A 14,550-nucleotide genomic window follows, 5' to 3' on the forward strand; every position below is an offset into this window, starting at 1 on the left:
GTCTCCGCGGGTCAGTCGTCGCCGAAGTCGAACGCCGCGGTGACGGGTGCGTGGTCGCTCCACCGCTCGGCGTGGGTGGCCGCTCGTTCGACGCGGGCCTCGACGCACTTCTCCGCCAGGCCCGGGGTCGTCACGATGAGGTCGATCCGCCAGCCCGAGTCGTTGTCGAAGGCGCGGCCGCGGTAGGACCACCAGGAGTAGGGGCCGGTGCGGTCGGGGTGGAGGCGGCGGACGACGTCGACGTAGCCGGCCTCCTCGTAGACCCGGGTGAGCCAGGCGCGCTCCTCGGGGAGGAATCCGGCCGACTTCTGGTTGGCCTTCCAGTTCTTGAGGTCCTCGGGGCGGTGGGCGATGTTCCAGTCGCCGCACACCACGACCTCGCGGCCCTCGGCGGCGGCGCGGGTGCGGAGTTTGCCGAGGTGCACGAGGAACTCCGCCATGAAGCGTTCCTTCTCCTCCTGGCGTTCGGTGCCGACTTCACCGGAGGGGAGATAGAGACTGGCCAGGGTGAGCCCCGGCAGGTCGATTTCTACATACCTGCCCGAATTGTCGAATTCCGCCGACTCGAATCCGACCACCGTGCGCTCCGGCTGCTGCCGCGACAGCACGGCCACTCCCGCGCGGCCCTTGGCGGAGGACGGTGCCCAGACCGCGTGCCACCCCTCCAGGTCGCGCAGTTCCACAGGCAGCTGCCCGGGCTCGGAGCGCACCTCCTGCAGGCAGATCACGTCCGCCTCGGTGGCCGCCAGCCACTCGATGAAGCCCTTCTTGGCCGCCGCCCGGATTCCGTTCACGTTCACACTCGTCACCACGATCACCCGGGCAGCCTACCGAGCCCGGTGCCCGGCCCGGCGCCCGACGCGGTGGGGCGCCGTCCGTTTGTCGGCCTGTCGTGAACGCGGCATGAATCCGCGCGACATCGGCACCAACCGCCGTCATTGGTCTTGACCATCTCCCGACACAGCCCCTAGGGTCACTTACTGCAAAGACCTTTAATAAAGAAGGACGGATAAAGCCCGCTCTCCCACCTGCCGCAACAGCGGACAGCGGGCCGGGTCCGCCCTCCTTTCGGCAGGGCGGACAGAGCAGGGTGGAGGCCACGGTGGGAACGACAGGGCAGCTCACGGCGGTACCGGAACCGAAGTACTGGCACCTGCGCACGGTGCTGCTCCGCGCGATCGACACGGAGTTCTCCACCGGACAGGTCCTCCCCAACGAGCGCGAGCTCTCGGCCCGCTTCGGCGTGGCCCGGGCCACCCTGCGCCAGGCGCTCGACCAGCTGGAGCTGGAGGGCCGGCTGGTCCGCCGCCGGGGCATCGGCACCCTGATCGCCGCCCCCCGGGTCGGCGTTCCGGTCAACCGCCACGAGGAGGGCTGGCCGGGCACCGCCCGCAGCCAGGCCTGGCGCACCGTCGACTGCACCACCGCCCCCGCCACCGCGCAGCTCGCCCAGGGCCTCGGCATCGCCGAGGGCGCCACCGTGCACACCGTGCGCCGGGTCCGGATGGTCCAGGGCAAGAACGTCGCCACCGAGTCGCTGCACGTACCGGCCTCCGCCCTGCCGCACCTGCCCGGCTTCCGCGCCGAGAGCGACCGGGCCCGCTCGGTGCTGCGCCAGCTGGAGCGCCTGGAGGTCGACGGCGAGTCCCGCTCGGTCGAGCTGGGCGTCGCCGAGGCCGAGCAGGCCGCCCTGCTGGAGCGTCCGCCGGGCTCGCCGGTGCTGGTGATGACCACCCAGTACGCGGCCGCCGGCCGGCTGGTCGCGCTGGCCGTCTCCACCTACCGCGCGGACACCTGCAAGCTCACCTTCGGCGAGACCGGTCTGGTGGAGGTCACCCCCGTCAGCGCCGGCACCGAGGTGCGCACCGCCTCCTGAACCACCTGTCGCACACCCTCAGGCCCAGGCCCGGACGCCCCCGCAGGCAGCCGGGCCTGAGTCGTTCCCGGCGGCGCCGGCCCCGGTCGGACCCTGGCACCGGGTGCGGGGCCGCCGGTTCCGCACCCGGACCGGGTGTCAGGCCCGGGTGTCACGCCAAGGTGTCAGGCCCGGGCGGCGCCGCCGGTCGGCGGGTCGACGGCGAAGAGCTGCTCCTCCACCTGGTCCAGCGCCACCCGCAGGGCGCCCATCGCGACGACCTCCGAGCCGAGCGCCGCCAGCGCCACCTCGGGCGCGCGCAGGGTGAACTGGGCGAGGCGCTCGCGCAGCGGCTCCAGCACACCGTCGAGGCCGGCGGCCCAGCCGCCGACGACCACCAGCTGGGGGTCGATCGCCAGCACCAGGGCGGCCACGCTCTGCACCAGGCGGGTCAGGAAGCGGTCCATGGCGACCTTCGCCACCTCGTCGCCCTCGCGGGCGAGCCTCAGCACCCGGGCGACGGCCGCCTCGTCCAGCGGATTGAGCGGCTTGCCGGTGGTGGAGAGCAGCCGCTCGGGGGTGACCTCCTGGCCGAGCAGGTGCAGCGCGCCGATCTCGCCGGCCGCGCCGCCGTACCCGCGGTGCAGCCGGCCGTTGATGAGCGAGCCGGCGCCCGGGCTCAGACCGGCCATCACGAAGACGACGTCGTCCGCGCCGACCGCCGCGCCCTGCCAGTGCTCGGCGATAGCGGCCAGGTTGGCATCGTTCTCGATCATGACCGGGCAGCGGAAGGACCGGCGCAGCCGGGCGCCCAGGTCCAGGCCGGTCCAGCCGGGCATGGCGGTGCCGAGCTGGATGGTGCCGTCGCGGTCGACGATGCCGGGGGTGCCGACGCCGACCGCCCACAGGTTGTCGCGGGAGACGCCGGCCTTGCGCAGCACCTCCGCGACCGCGGTGCGGACGGCGCTCAGCCGCTCCTCCGCGTCCAGGGTCTCCTCGATCGGGCGGAAGTGACTGCCCACCACCTGGCCGGTGAGGTCGGCCAGCACGACCCGCAGGTCGTGCACGCCGATCTCGACGCCGAGGATGTGGCCGGCCTCGGCGCGGAACCGGAACCAGCGGGCCGGTCGCCCGCGCCGCCCGCCGCCCGGCTGGCCGCCGTTCTGGGGCTGGTCCACCTCGGCGACCAGGCCGGTCTCGACCAGGCCCTCGATCACGCCCTCCACCGTGGGCCGGGACAGCCCGGTGTCCCCGACCAGCTGAGTGAGGGTCACCGAGTGGCCGGCCCGCAGCGCCCGAAGCGTGACCGCCGCATTGATGCGCCGCAGCAGCGAGGAGTCTCCTCCGGTGAGCCGATCCGCCAAGATGCTGCCCTTCGCCGTTCGCGCGACAGCTCTGGCGCGCGGTGCCGAGTGCGCGGAGACCACCGAATGTCCCGCGAGAGTCCGCCACCCGGAACGCGGCGCGGCAGCGCTGGGCAGCCTGCGCCGGGCCCGGAGGGCACGTGCCGGATGCTACCCGGGCCCGGGGCCGGCGGGCGAGCATCTCCGCAGCTCATCCCGGCTTCGGTATCGAAATGGTACGCACCGGGTGGCGGTGCGTGACCCGGGGTTGCCTCGCGTCCCGGGGTGCTCGCGCGGGCCCGCTCCCGGGGGCCGGCCGGGCGGTCGGGGAGCGTGGTCCGGTGGCGCTCCGGGCGGGCGGGGAGCCTCTATGCTGCGGGCATGTTGAACGAGACGCACGCCGCTCGCCCGGCTGCGACGGCACTGTCCGACCGGGAGTTCGTGCGGAACGCGACCAGCCCGGCGCCCGTGCCCTTCGTCCCCGAGATCAGCCTGCGGATGGCCGACGACGCCATCGAACTCTGGGAGACCACCGAGTCGGCGCGCGGCGAGGTGGGGCTGGCGCCGCCGTTCTGGGCGTTCGCCTGGGCGGGCGGGGTCGGGGTGGCGCGCTATGTGCTCGACCACCCGGAGGTGGTGGCCGGGCGGACGGTGCTGGACCTGGCGGCCGGGTCCGGGCTGGTGGCGATCGCGGCGGCGATGCGCGGGGCGGAGTCGGTGCGCGCCGCCGAGATCGACGCGTACGCGGTGGCGGCCATCGGCCTCAACGCGGAGGCCAACGGCGTCCGGGTGGCGGCCGCGGTGGAGGACCTGCTGGACGGGGACGGCGCTCCGGCCGACGTGGTGCTGGCCGGGGACGTGTTCTACGAGCGGGCGATGGCCGCGCGGTTCCTGCCCTTCCTGGAGCGGGCCCGGGCGCGCGGCGCGGTGGTGATCGTCGGCGACCCGGGGCGGGCGTACCTGCCGCGCGGGCACTTCACGGAGCTGGCCGCGTACCGGGTGCCGGTCGTGGCGGACCTGGAGGACGCCGCGCTCAAGACCACCACCGTCTGGGAGCTCGCCGCACCGGCCCGCTGAGGCGGGGCCGGGGCCGGTCCCGCGGTGCGGAATTCCCGGCGGTCCGGCCGGAGGTCCTGGTAGACAGACCGGCATGACCGCCGACATCGCGCTGCGCACCGCCACCCCCGACGAGATCCCCGCCCTGCTCGCGCTCTGGGCGCGCGCCGCCAAGGGGACGAGCATCACGGACGACGCCGACGGGGTGGCGGCCCTGCTCGCGCGCGACCCGGAGTGCCTGATCGTCGCCACCCCGGCCGGTGATCCGGCGGCCCTCGTCGGCACCGTGATCGCCGGCTGGGACGGGTGGCGCTGTCACCTCTACCGCCTCGCCGTCGACCCGCGGTACCGCCGCCGGGGGATCGGCGCGGCCCTGCTGGCGGCGGCGGAGGCCCGCTTCACCGCCCTCGGCGGCCGCCGGGCCGACGCGATGGTGCTCGACGACAACGCCGAGGGGCAGCGCACCTGGCGGACGGCCGGCTACGGGCCGCAGCCGCAGTGGACCCGCTGGGCCAAGCCGTTGACCGCCTGAGGCCGGTCGCCCGCGCAGCTGGTCGTCCGCCGGTCCGGTCGCGCGGGTGGGCCACGGTCGCGCCGACGGCGGGTGGTGATCCGGTGGCGCTCTGTTGCGTGCGGGGCGGGATGCGACTTGAATGGTCCAGACCACATGGGAGGGGAAGACCTATGGCCATTCCGCAACGCACCATCGCCCTCGGCACCTTGGGCTTCGGCACGATCGTCGACGAGCGGACTTCGTTCGAGATCCTGGACCACTTCGTGGAGTCGGGCGGCACCGTGCTCGACACCGCGAACAACTACGCGTTCTGGCTGGACGGCGCCACCGGCGACGAGAGCGAGGAGGTGATCGGACGCTGGCTGGCCAGCCGGGGTGCCCGCGACCGCGTGGTGATCGGCACCAAGGTCGGGGCCCGGCCGACCGTCCCGGGGACCGGCCTGGAGACCGCCGAGGGCCTCTCGGACAAGGCCGTCCGGACGGCGCTGGAGGGCAGCCTGCGCCGGCTCGGCACCGACCGGGTCGAGGTCTACTGGACGCACATCGAGGACCGGTCGGTGCCGCTCGCCGAGACGGTCGACACCCTGGCCGACCTGGTGGCCGCCGGGAAGGCCGGCGAGGTCGGGGCCAGCAACCACGCCGTCTGGCGGGTCGAGCGGGCCCGGGCGCTCGCGGGGGACCGGGCCCGGTACACCCACATGCAGTACCGCTACTCCTACCTCCAGCCCCGCTTCGACATCCCGCTGCCCTCCTCGGCCCATGTCCACGTGACCGGTGAACTGCTGGACTACGTCCGCTCCGAGGGGGACATCCGGCTCTGGGTCTACAGCCCGATCCTCTCCGGCGGCTACACCCGCGAGGACGTGGAGATCCCGGCCGCCTACGACCACCCGGGCACGCCCAGGCGGCTGGCGGCGCTCGGCGCGGTGGCCGAGGAGCTGGGGGTGACCAAGAACCAGGTCGCGCTCAGCTGGCTGCTGGACCACGACCCGCGGATCGTGCCGCTGGTCGGCGTCAGCAGGATCGCCCAACTGGACGAGGCGCTGGGCGCCCTGGCGGTGACCCTCTCCGCCGAGCAGCGCCGGCGCCTCGACGAGGCCGCGCTCTGACCACTGGCGATGCTCTGACCACCGGCCGTGCGCTGACCAACGGCCGTGCGCCGACCACTGGCCGGACCCGGCGGCGCCGGTAGGGCCGCCGGGGGCCGCCGGGGGGCCGTGCCGTTCGCGGTACGGCCCCCCGGCAGGCGCGCGGTCAGAACCAGTGCAGGCAGTGCGGGGAGCGCTCGCCCCGGAAGAGGGCGTCGGCGCGGGCGGCCGCCCCCGGATGGTGGGCGAGGACGTGGCCGGCCCGGACGAGCGTGCTCGGGGCGGTGCCGCCGAGGTAGAGCGAGCCCAGGTCGCGGACGTCCAGGGACAGGTCCGGCTCCCGGTCCGTCGGGACGCAGTCGGCCCTGCCGTTCCGCACGGTCAGCAGATAGCGGTCGTGCTCGCCGAGGAACGGGTCCTCGACGTCGAGGACGAGCTCGCCGTCCGCGCACCAGCCGCGCGCGGTCAGCGCCCGCGGCACGTCCAGCAGCCGCACCCAGAGCCAGTCGGTGTCCTGGTGCACCTCGCCGGCGCGGAAGTCGGTGAGCCGCCAGCGCAGCGGGTGGTCGGGCGGGATGTGCTTGAAGACGACCCGGTCGACCAGGTCGTGTTCGAGGACGAAGCGGGCCAGGGCGGTGAAGACGGCGTCGTCGGCGGCGATGACCTCGTCGACCGTCAGGCTGTCGGGCTTGTCCTTGGCGTAGCAGGCGTACCCGTCCGGGACGCCGTCGGCGTCCCGGTGCAGGGCGATGTAGCGCGGTGTCGGCGCGATCGGGGGCTGTCCGGCGCGCAGGGCCCACCAGCGGTGCGGCCGGGACAGCGCGCCGGGCTGGGTGCGGCGGTACCGGTCGTAGACCCGCTCCAGGAGCTCGCCGCAGTCGGCGTGCCGCAGCACCTCGACCGTGCCGCTGTCCGGGGCGGCCGGGCCGGTCGCGGCGGCGTCGGCCCGGCGGGCCCGGGGGGCGGCGAGGGCGGCCCGGTGGTGCGGAACCGTCAGCCGCGCCGTGTACGTCGCCGGTCCGTAGCCGAACCTGCCGTAGATCGTGGCCTCGGAGGCGAGCAGGACGGCGAGGAACTCCCCGCGGGCCCGGAACCCGGCGAGCTGGTGACGCATCAGCGCGGTCAGCACGCCCCGGCGCCGGTGGGAGGGCAGGACGCCGACGGCCGTCACCCCGGGGACCGGGACGAGGGCCCCGCCGGGCAGGGTGAGCTCGAAGGAGTACGCACCGGCGGTGCCGACGGGCCTCCCCTCGTCCGACACGGCGAGCAGGCCGCGGTCCATTTCGAGCGCCGACCACCAGGCCCCGCCGCCGTCCTCGGCCGTGGTCTCCCGGAAGAGCCCGAACGGGGCGAGCAGGGTGTCGACGAAGACGTCGTGGTCCTCGTCGGTCGTGGAACGGATCTCCATGGTCGCCGCCGCCTCCTCGCGTACCGGCACCACGGCTCGTGGCGCCCGGCCACATTGGAACGCCGACCCGCGGCCGGGGCAAGCGAATTTCGGCACGGGCCCCGCGACGGCCGCGGCGGCCGTTCCGCCCCCGGGGTACTGACAGGGGTTCAGGGACCGGTAGCCTGGGCGGACTTCCGGACGTGCGGATCGACCGGCACCGGGCAAATGGGGGGACCATGGCAGGTCAGGCCAGACGAACGGCCGCGGGGCGGCGGCGCGGTACGGCGGGCCTCGCCGTCGGAGCGCTCGCACTGCTGCTCGCGGTCGCCGGCTGTTCGAGCAGCGGGACGGCCGCCGCGCCGTCGGCCTCCGCGCCGCCGGTCCGGCCCACGGAGCCCGCCACGCCCACGCCGACGGCCACGTCCGCGGTCCCGTCCCCGCCCGCCGCCGTGCCCTCCACCTCGGCCCCCGGGGCGCCGCCGGAGCCGTCCGAGGCACCCGGCTCCGTCTACGGGTGCGACGGGCAGCCGCTCATCTCGCCGAAGTCCCTGGAACTGGCCTGCGACAAGGGCGCGTCGATGCTGGACGGGCTGGTCTGGACGGCGTGGGGCGGGCTGAGCCCGACCGCCACGGGCCGGCTCTGGGAGAAGAACGCGGCCGGCGGCGTGGCCGCCGTCCCCGCGACGGTGACCCTGGGCGGTCTGACCGGCGGCGACTACACGACGATGCGGATCTCCGCGCCGAAGGCCGAGCGGCCCAACCTCACCTTCACCCTGAGCCGTTCCGGCCCGGCGCCGAAGGACTGACGGCCGGGCGGCCGTCCCCCCCGGCGGGTGTCACGGCCGCAGCGCCACGCGCAGCTGCTGCGCCCGGTGGTCCGACATCCCCCGCTGGTCCGCGAAGGAGTACCGCTCCACCGCGACCCGGCGGTCGGTGAACGCCCAGTCCAGCCGCCACAGGTCGCTGCCCAGCAGGCCGCCCCAACTGCCCGGGTAGAGGTCGCCGGAGGCCGAGCGGGCGTCGCGGAAGCGGGCGCGCAGGCCGCTCAGGTCGCCCATCGCCGGGGTGGTGTTGAAGTCCCCGGCGATCAGCAGCGGGTGGTGGTTGGCGGCGGCGTCCGACTCCAGTGCCGTGTACTGCTCCCGGCGTGCGGCGTCGGCCGCGCGGACGGTGCGGTAGAAGTCGCCGCCGAACACCGACTGCCGGGTGTCCACCTGGACCGGGATGTGCACGTTGTAGAGGGACACCGCCCGGCCGTGGACGTCCACATCGGTGCGGAGGACCTTCTTCCTGGCGAAGGTCACCTCCCACGGCGTACCGGCCGGCAGCGCCGCGCCGACCGCCGGGGTGGCGAGCACCGGGAACCGCGAGAGCGTGACCAACTCGCCGAGCACCGCCACCCGGTAGCCGGGGAACTCCTGCCGGATCCGGTCGAGCCGGTCGATCCGGGTCGGCGTCTCCTGGACCCAGGCCAGGTACTCCTGGAGCAGGTAGACGTCCGCGTCCCTGCTCCGGAGGTAGCGGTAGAAGGCGTCCGGGTCGTCGGTGGTGTCCCAGTACTCGGTGTTCCAGGAGAACACCGTGAACGCCGGGCCGGGCGCGCGGTCCCGGCCGGGCAGCAGCGCCGCGGGGTTGAGCCCGGTGCGCGGCAGGCCGGCCAGCAGCAGGGCGACCACCACCGGGACGAGCCACCGCCGCGACGGCCGGGTGACCACGGCCAGGGCCAGCAGCAGCACCGGCACCGCCAGGAAGAGCAGCGGCGGCGCGAGGTCCGGTATCAGCCAGAACCACCAGCGGCCGCTCAGCAGGCGGTCGAGGAGGAGGAAAACACCCCAGCAGGCCGTGACGGCGACCAGCGACCGGGGCCCGAGCGAACGCGGGCGAGCGGAATCCATGGCGCGGAGAGTAGCAGGGCGGCGGCGCCCCGGATTTCACCCGGCCGCATTCCAATACCGAGACGATACCCGGCCGATACGCGGCCCGCCTGAAATGGCGGCATGACGTTTTCCGTATCGGTCGTCATACCGGCCCACAACTCCGCTCGTACCCTGGGTGCCTGTCTCGACTCGGTGTACGCCCAGACCGCCCCCGTCCACGAGGTCATCGTGGTGGACGACGGCTCCACCGACCGGACCGCCGAGGTGGCCGAGGGCTATCCGTGCACCCTGATCCGGCGCACTCCGAACCGCGGAGTGTCCGCCGCGCGAAATGCCGGAATCGCCGCGGCGACCGGTGACATTCTGTTCTTCCTCGATTCCGACGAGGCGCTGACGCCCGATTCGGTGGCCAACGCGCTGGAAATCCTGGCGGCCGACCCGGAGTGCGGCTGCGTACACGGAGTGATCGCACCGGATCCGCTGTTCGACGACGGTCCGGTGGAGCGCTACCGGGTGCTGCACGCGCACTGGTGGCGGGTGCGCGGCGCGGGCGTCGTGGAGACCGCCTTCTTCGCCCAGGCGGCCGTGCGCCGCGAGGTCTTCGAGCGCCTCGGCGGCTTCGACGAGCGGCTGCGGGACTCCGAGGACCTGGAGTTCAGCGACCGGCTGGCGCCGCACCACCGGATCGTCCTCACCGACCGGGTGGTCGCCCTGCACGACGAGGAGCACCGGCTCCGGCCGCTGCTGGCCGAGACCTTCCGGCGGGCGCTGGTGCTGGTGCCCGCGCTGGCCTCGGCGCGCCGCGGCGGGCGGCGCAACCTGACCGCCAACAGTCCGGCGTCGGTCGCCGCCGCCGCCCTCACCCTGGCCACCCTGCCGCTGGCGCCCTGGTACCCGGTGCTGCCGGCCCTCGGGGCGCTCGGGTTCTGCGCCGCCAACGGCCGGCTGCTGCGGTTCGTCGCGGGCCACCGGGGCCCGGGTTTCGTGCCGTTCTTCACCGGCGTCCACTTCCTGGTCATCACCGCCCTGGTGAGCGGCGCCGCCGTCGGCACGGTCCGGATGCTGCTCCCGGACCGTGCCGACGGCGCCGGGGCGGCCTCGGCGACGGCGGCCGAGCCCGGCGCCACACCCGGCGCCACACCCGGCACCGGGGCGGCCCGGTGATGCTGGACCGGCTGCGCAAGGTGCTCACCCCGCTGATCGTGCTCGCCGCCCTGGTAGGCCTCGGCCTGCTGCTCCGCCACGAAGGCCCGGTCGCCGTACGGGCGTTCGCCCGGGCGGACGCCCTGCCGCCGCTCGCCGCCTCGCTCGCCGCCAACGTGGCCGGCCTGGTGCTCGCGGTGCACGCCTGGCGGGTCCTGATCCCCGGCGACCACGCGATCCGGGGGGTCCACGCCGCCCGGATCTACTTCCTCGGGCAGCTCAGCAAGTACCTGCCGGGCCGGGTCTGGGGCGTGCTCACCCATGTCACGCACGGCCGGGCGGCCGGGGTGCCGGCCGCCCAGATGACCTCCGCCTACCTGCTCAGCCTGGCGCTTACCCTCCTCACCGGCGCGGGCGTCGGGCTGCTGGCGGCGCCGGCCGCGCTGCCGGGGCAGTGGGTCTGGCTCTGCCTGCCGGCCGCGGGCTTCCTGGCCTGCGTCGTCCGCCCGGCCCTGGCCACCCGGCCGGTCGCGGCCGCGGCCCGGCTGCTGCGGCGGCCGGTCGAGGCGCCGCCGGACGCCGCCGTCCGCCGCGCCGTCCTGCTGGCGATCGCCTCCTGGCTGGTCTCCGGCCTGCATCTCTGGTTCCTGGCCCTGGCGTTGGGCGGGTCGGCCGGGGCCTCCCTCGGCCCGGCGGTCGGTGCCTTCGCGCTCGCCACCGTGGTCAGCAGCCTGGCCGTGATCGTGCCGGACGGCTGGGGGGTGCGCGAGCTGACCATCACGGCCGCGCTCGCCACCGTGCTGCCCGGGGGCGTCGCGGCCACCGCGGCGATCGCCAGCCGGGTCGTCTGCGTGCTGGCCGAGCTCGGTAGCTCGGCCGTCGTCCTGACCTGGGCCCGGCTCAGGTCCACCCCGATGCGAGAGGAAGCCCGTGTACACCCTTGACGACGCCGAACGGTTCCAGGTCCGTGAGGTGCACGACCTGTACCGGCGGTACGTGAACAAGAGCCAGGTCTCGCTGATGACCTCCTTCGGCTTCGGCCGGGAGCTGGTCGCCGAGGCCCGGGGCGCCCATCTGACCCTCACCGACGGCCGCCGGATCCTGGACGTCACCGGCGGGGTCGGCGTGCTCAACCACGGCCACAACCACCCGCGGATCCTGGCCGCCCGCGAGCGGTTCGCCCGGGCCGGCCGGATGGAGGTCCACAAGACGTACTTCTCGCCCTACCTCGCCGCGCTCGGCCACAACCTGGCCGAGGTGCTGCCCGGCGACCTCTCGATGTCCTTCCTGCCCAACTCCGGCGCCGAGGCGGTGGAAGGGGCCGTCAAGCTGGCGTACAAGTACCACGGCGGCAGGCGCGGGACGGTGCTGCGCGCCGACTGCGCCTTCCACGGCAAGCTGCTCGGCTCCGGCGGCCTGACCGGCCAGAGCCAGTTCGCCTTCCCCACCATCCCGGGCATCGACACCTTCACCTACAACGACCTCGACTCGGTCCGCCGCGCCGTCGACGCCCACCCGGACGACGTCTACGCGATCCTGATCGAGCCGTTCAGCGCCTCCACCGTGCAGGCCTGCTCCGAGGAGTTCCTGCGCGGGCTGCGCGAGCTGTGCACCCGGAAGAAGATCGTGCTGATCTTCGACGAGATCTACACCGGCTGGGGCAAGACCGGCACCCTGTTCCACTTCATGCGCTACCCGGGCCTGATTCCGGACGTCCTCACCACCTCCAAGTCCTTCGGCGGCGGCAAGTCCTCGATCTCGGCGTTCGTCGCCCGCGAACCGGTCTTCCGCAAGGCCTACGACAACCTCGGCGACGCGCTGCTGCAGTCCACCTCGACGACGTACTACGGCTTCGGCGAGGAGTGCGCCACCGCGCTGGAGGCCGTCAACATCGCCATCGAGGACGACTACCCGGCGCGGGCCCGGGCGATCGGCGCCGTCCTGGAGCCCGGGCTGGCCCGGCTGGCCAAGGAGCACCCGGAGGCGGTCGGCCGGGTGACGGGTGCCGGGGCGCTCTGGGGAGTCTTCATCGAGGGCGGGCCGAAGATCCTCGACCTGGTCGCCAGGCTGGCGCCGGGCGGGATGGCCCGTGACCCGAGGTTCAAGACCAAGCTGGTCACCTGCGCGGTGATCAACGCCCTGTACCAGGACCACGACATCTTCGCCTACTACACCCTCAACGGGCTCAACCCGCTGGTCATCGGCCCCTCGCTGGTCACCGACCCGGCCGACGTGGTGCGCACGGTCGAGGCGCTCGGCGAGGTGCTCGGCAAGGGGCTCGGGCACCTGGTGACGCGGTTCCTCAAGCAGAAGGTGGGGTCCCAGTGGTGATCGCGATCACCGGCGCCGCGGGCATGCTCGGCTCGCGGCTCGCCGAACGGCTGCTCGCGGACGGCAAGGACGTCCGCGGGGTCGACCTGCGGCCCGGCCCCGGCGTGGCGGTGGTCGGCGACATCCGCGACCCGGCCGTGATGGCCCGGGCGCTGGACGGCGCCGAGGTGCTGGTCCACGCGGCGGCCGCGCTGCCCAGCTACCCGGACGAGCAGATCCGCTCGATCATCGTCGGCGGCACCGAGAACGTGTTCGCCGCCGCGCGCGCCGCCGGCACCCCCCGGGTGGTGCACATCTCCTCGACGGCCGTGTACGGCCTGCCCAAGGTCGTCCCGACGCCGGAGACGTATCCGCGCGAGCCGGTCGACACCTACAGCCGGGCCAAGGCCGCCGCCGAGGAGATCGCCGAGCGCCACCGCGCCGCCGGGATGTGCGTGCCGATCCTGCGGCCCAAGACCTTCGTCGGCCCGGGCCGGATGGGCCTGTTCTCGATGCTGTTCGAGTGGGCGGAGGAGGGCCGGAACTTCCCCGTGCTCGGCCGCGGGGACGTACGGATCCAGATGTTCGGCATCGACGACCTGGTGGACGCCGTGGTCACCGTGCTCACGGCGCCCGAGGACGTCGCCAACGACACCTACAACCTGGCGGCCGCCGAGTTCGGCACCCTGCGCCAGGACTTCCAGGCCGTCCTGGACGCGGCCGGCCACGGCAAGCGGGTCGTCGCACTGCCCGCCCGGCCCGCGCTGACCGTGCTGAGCACCCTGCAGAAGGCCAGGCTCTCGCCGGTCTACGGGCGGCTGCTGCACAAGCTGATGGAGGACTCCTACGTCAGCATCGACAAGGCCGGGGAGCGGCTCGGCTTCGCACCCAGGCTGTCCAACCGGGACGCGATCCTGCGCACCTACGACTGGTGGCGCACCGCCCGCCACGACCGTCCGGCGGGCAGCCCGACCGGCCGGACCAGCCGGGACCCGTGGAGCCAGGGCCTGTTGTCCGCCGTGAAGATCTTCTTCTGAGGGAGTGCGCGATGACCTTCCTGAGCGAACAGACGGAGCCCCTCCGGCGCGGCCCCACCTCCCGGCTGCCGGCACCGCTGGAGCTGCTCCGGCCGGGCCAGTGGCCGAAGAACCTCCTGGTGGTGCCGCTCTCCCTGCTCGGCGCCGACCTGGACTGGGGCATGGTGGCCCGAGTCGCCGTCACCACCTGCGCCTTCGTGCTCGCCTCGTCGCTGGTGTACGTGGTCAACGACATCGCCGACATCGAACGGGACCGGCGCCACCCGGTCAAGCGCCACCGCCCCCTGGCCGCCGGCCGGGTGGGTCGGCGCACGGCCGTGGCGCTGATCCTGCTGCTGGCCGGGCTGCTCGCCCCCGTCCTGCTGCTCTCCCGGCCCGCCGCGGTCTGGCCGGTCCTGCTCTACCTGGTGGTGAACGCCGCCTACAGCTGGAAGCTCAAGCACCTGCCGCTGCTGGACGTGTTCATCGTCGCCACCGGGTTCGTCCTGCGGCTGTTCGGCGGCTACGGCGCAGGCGGCCGCCCGGTCGCCGCCTGGCTGGTGTTCACCGTGCTGACGCTCTGCCTGGTCCTGATCGTGGGCAAGCGGCGGCACGAACTGGGCGTCTCCGGCAGCGGCCACCGGCCCGCCCTGGTCGGCTACTCGGCGCACTTCCTGGACCTCGTCCTGGTGCTCTGCTCCGGGCTGACCGTGGTCGGCTACCTGCTCTTCCTGCGCACCGAGTCCGGCTACGCGGCCGGGGCGCTGCTCACCGCGCCCTGCGCCCTGCTCGCGCTCTTCCGCTACCTGCAGATCGTGGTGGTGCAGAGCGAGGGCGGCAACCCCGTCCGGACCCTGCTGCGGGACGGCGTGATGCTCACCAACTCCTCGCTCTGGGCCGGCCTGCTGCTGGCCTTCCAGCTGCTCTGACGCGCCATCAGGCAGCGGCCGCCGGATCC

Annotated in this window: 15 protein-coding genes; 11 read left to right on the forward strand and 4 right to left on the reverse strand. The window is 74.2% G+C overall.

Annotated elements, in window-relative coordinates; translation table 11 throughout:
• Nucleotides 1–11 precede the first annotated feature (11 nt).
• Complete coding sequence (locus tag ABZ497_RS08380; RefSeq protein ID WP_359804014.1) at nucleotides 12–818, reverse strand: exodeoxyribonuclease III; 807 nt, start codon at nucleotides 816–818, stop codon at nucleotides 12–14.
• Between the two features lie 284 nt (nucleotides 819–1,102).
• On the opposite strand from ABZ497_RS08380, the gene ABZ497_RS08385 reads away from it, so the two are divergent.
• Nucleotides 1,103–1,876, forward strand: coding sequence for a GntR family transcriptional regulator (locus ABZ497_RS08385; protein WP_329486249.1), 774 nt, complete (start codon nucleotides 1,103–1,105; stop codon nucleotides 1,874–1,876).
• 164 nt (nucleotides 1,877–2,040) lie between these two features.
• On the opposite strand, the gene ABZ497_RS08390 is transcribed toward ABZ497_RS08385, so the two are convergent.
• Nucleotides 2,041–3,219, reverse strand: a complete 1,179-nt coding sequence (locus ABZ497_RS08390; RefSeq protein WP_329486247.1) for an ROK family protein — start codon at nucleotides 3,217–3,219, stop codon at nucleotides 2,041–2,043.
• A gap of 360 nt (nucleotides 3,220–3,579) precedes the next feature.
• Here ABZ497_RS08390 and ABZ497_RS08395 point away from each other — a divergent pair, with 360 nt between their 5' ends.
• The 3 genes from ABZ497_RS08395 to ABZ497_RS08405 all read left to right on the forward strand — a co-directional run bounded on the left by ABZ497_RS08395 (nucleotide 3,580) and on the right by ABZ497_RS08405 (nucleotide 5,877).
• Nucleotides 3,580–4,275 carry a 50S ribosomal protein L11 methyltransferase gene (locus tag ABZ497_RS08395; RefSeq protein ID WP_329486246.1) on the forward strand — a complete coding sequence of 232 codons (696 nt, stop codon included), beginning with the start codon at nucleotides 3,580–3,582 and terminating at the stop codon, nucleotides 4,273–4,275.
• Between the two features lie 73 nt (nucleotides 4,276–4,348).
• Nucleotides 4,349–4,786 (forward strand): GNAT family N-acetyltransferase, encoded by a 438-nt coding sequence (locus ABZ497_RS08400; RefSeq protein WP_359804015.1) that lies wholly within the window; start codon nucleotides 4,349–4,351, stop codon nucleotides 4,784–4,786.
• Nucleotides 4,787–4,938: 152 nt separating this feature from the next.
• On the forward strand, nucleotides 4,939–5,877 hold the full coding sequence (locus ABZ497_RS08405; RefSeq protein WP_359804016.1) for an aldo/keto reductase: 939 nt from the start codon (nucleotides 4,939–4,941) through the stop codon (nucleotides 5,875–5,877).
• Nucleotides 5,878–6,022: 145 nt separating this feature from the next.
• Here the strand turns inward: ABZ497_RS08405 and ABZ497_RS08410 are convergent, their stop codons facing one another.
• Entirely contained in the window at nucleotides 6,023–7,264 is a 1,242-nt protein-coding gene (locus ABZ497_RS08410) for a GNAT family N-acetyltransferase (RefSeq protein ID WP_359804017.1), read from the reverse strand.
• A gap of 218 nt (nucleotides 7,265–7,482) precedes the next feature.
• On the opposite strand from ABZ497_RS08410, the gene ABZ497_RS08415 reads away from it, so the two are divergent.
• Nucleotides 7,483–8,052 carry a hypothetical protein gene (locus tag ABZ497_RS08415; protein WP_359804018.1) on the forward strand — a complete coding sequence of 190 codons (570 nt, stop codon included), beginning with the start codon at nucleotides 7,483–7,485 and terminating at the stop codon, nucleotides 8,050–8,052.
• Between the two features lie 30 nt (nucleotides 8,053–8,082).
• On the opposite strand, the gene ABZ497_RS08420 is transcribed toward ABZ497_RS08415, so the two are convergent.
• Complete coding sequence (locus ABZ497_RS08420) at nucleotides 8,083–9,141, reverse strand: endonuclease/exonuclease/phosphatase family protein (protein ID WP_359804019.1); 1,059 nt, start codon at nucleotides 9,139–9,141, stop codon at nucleotides 8,083–8,085.
• Between the two features lie 102 nt (nucleotides 9,142–9,243).
• Here ABZ497_RS08420 and ABZ497_RS08425 point away from each other — a divergent pair, with 102 nt between their 5' ends.
• From ABZ497_RS08425 to ABZ497_RS08450, 6 genes are read left to right on the forward strand one after another with little or no spacing between them, the layout of a single operon-like run.
• Nucleotides 9,244–10,287 (forward strand): glycosyltransferase, encoded by a 1,044-nt coding sequence (locus ABZ497_RS08425; protein WP_359804020.1) that lies wholly within the window; start codon nucleotides 9,244–9,246, stop codon nucleotides 10,285–10,287.
• A complete protein-coding gene (locus ABZ497_RS08430; RefSeq protein WP_359804021.1) occupies nucleotides 10,284–11,210 on the forward strand; it encodes a lysylphosphatidylglycerol synthase domain-containing protein in 927 nt (308 codons plus the stop codon). The genes ABZ497_RS08425 and ABZ497_RS08430 overlap by 4 nt, the downstream gene beginning before the upstream one ends.
• Nucleotides 11,207–11,266 (forward strand): hypothetical protein, encoded by a 60-nt coding sequence (locus ABZ497_RS08435; RefSeq protein WP_352294817.1) that lies wholly within the window; start codon nucleotides 11,207–11,209, stop codon nucleotides 11,264–11,266. Before ABZ497_RS08430 ends, ABZ497_RS08435 begins: the two co-directional genes overlap by 4 nt.
• Nucleotides 11,248–12,597 (forward strand): aminotransferase class III-fold pyridoxal phosphate-dependent enzyme, encoded by a 1,350-nt coding sequence (locus tag ABZ497_RS08440; RefSeq protein ID WP_359804034.1) that lies wholly within the window; start codon nucleotides 11,248–11,250, stop codon nucleotides 12,595–12,597. Before ABZ497_RS08435 ends, ABZ497_RS08440 begins: the two co-directional genes overlap by 19 nt.
• Nucleotides 12,591–13,613: an NAD-dependent epimerase/dehydratase family protein gene (locus ABZ497_RS08445; RefSeq protein ID WP_329486236.1), complete on the forward strand. Its 1,023-nt coding sequence runs from the start codon at nucleotides 12,591–12,593 to the stop codon at nucleotides 13,611–13,613. The genes ABZ497_RS08440 and ABZ497_RS08445 overlap by 7 nt, the downstream gene beginning before the upstream one ends.
• An 11-nt stretch (nucleotides 13,614–13,624) precedes the next feature.
• Nucleotides 13,625–14,521 carry a UbiA prenyltransferase family protein gene (locus tag ABZ497_RS08450; RefSeq protein WP_352294808.1) on the forward strand — a complete coding sequence of 299 codons (897 nt, stop codon included), beginning with the start codon at nucleotides 13,625–13,627 and terminating at the stop codon, nucleotides 14,519–14,521.
• Nucleotides 14,522–14,550 lie beyond the last annotated feature (29 nt).

This window comes from Kitasatospora sp. NPDC005751, assembly GCF_040630835.1.
GTDB lineage: Bacteria > Actinomycetota > Actinomycetes > Streptomycetales > Streptomycetaceae > Kitasatospora.

Bases quoted from the DNA above. Each gene is read 5' to 3' on its own strand.
- ABZ497_RS08420 (WP_359804019.1), bottom strand. From the start codon at position 9,141: ATGGATTCCGCTCGCCCGCGTTCGCTCGGGCCCCGGTCGCTGGTCGCC.
- ABZ497_RS08415 (WP_359804018.1), top strand. From the start codon at position 7,483: ATGGCAGGTCAGGCCAGACGAACGGCCGCGGGGCGGCGGCGCGGTACG.
- ABZ497_RS08400 (WP_359804015.1), top strand. From the start codon at position 4,349: ATGACCGCCGACATCGCGCTGCGCACCGCCACCCCCGACGAGATCCCC.
- ABZ497_RS08395 (WP_329486246.1), top strand. From the start codon at position 3,580: ATGTTGAACGAGACGCACGCCGCTCGCCCGGCTGCGACGGCACTGTCC.
- ABZ497_RS08450 (WP_352294808.1), top strand. From the start codon at position 13,625: ATGACCTTCCTGAGCGAACAGACGGAGCCCCTCCGGCGCGGCCCCACC.
- ABZ497_RS08410 (WP_359804017.1), bottom strand. From the start codon at position 7,264: ATGGAGATCCGTTCCACGACCGACGAGGACCACGACGTCTTCGTCGAC.
- ABZ497_RS08405 (WP_359804016.1), top strand. From the start codon at position 4,939: ATGGCCATTCCGCAACGCACCATCGCCCTCGGCACCTTGGGCTTCGGC.
- ABZ497_RS08425 (WP_359804020.1), top strand. From the start codon at position 9,244: ATGACGTTTTCCGTATCGGTCGTCATACCGGCCCACAACTCCGCTCGT.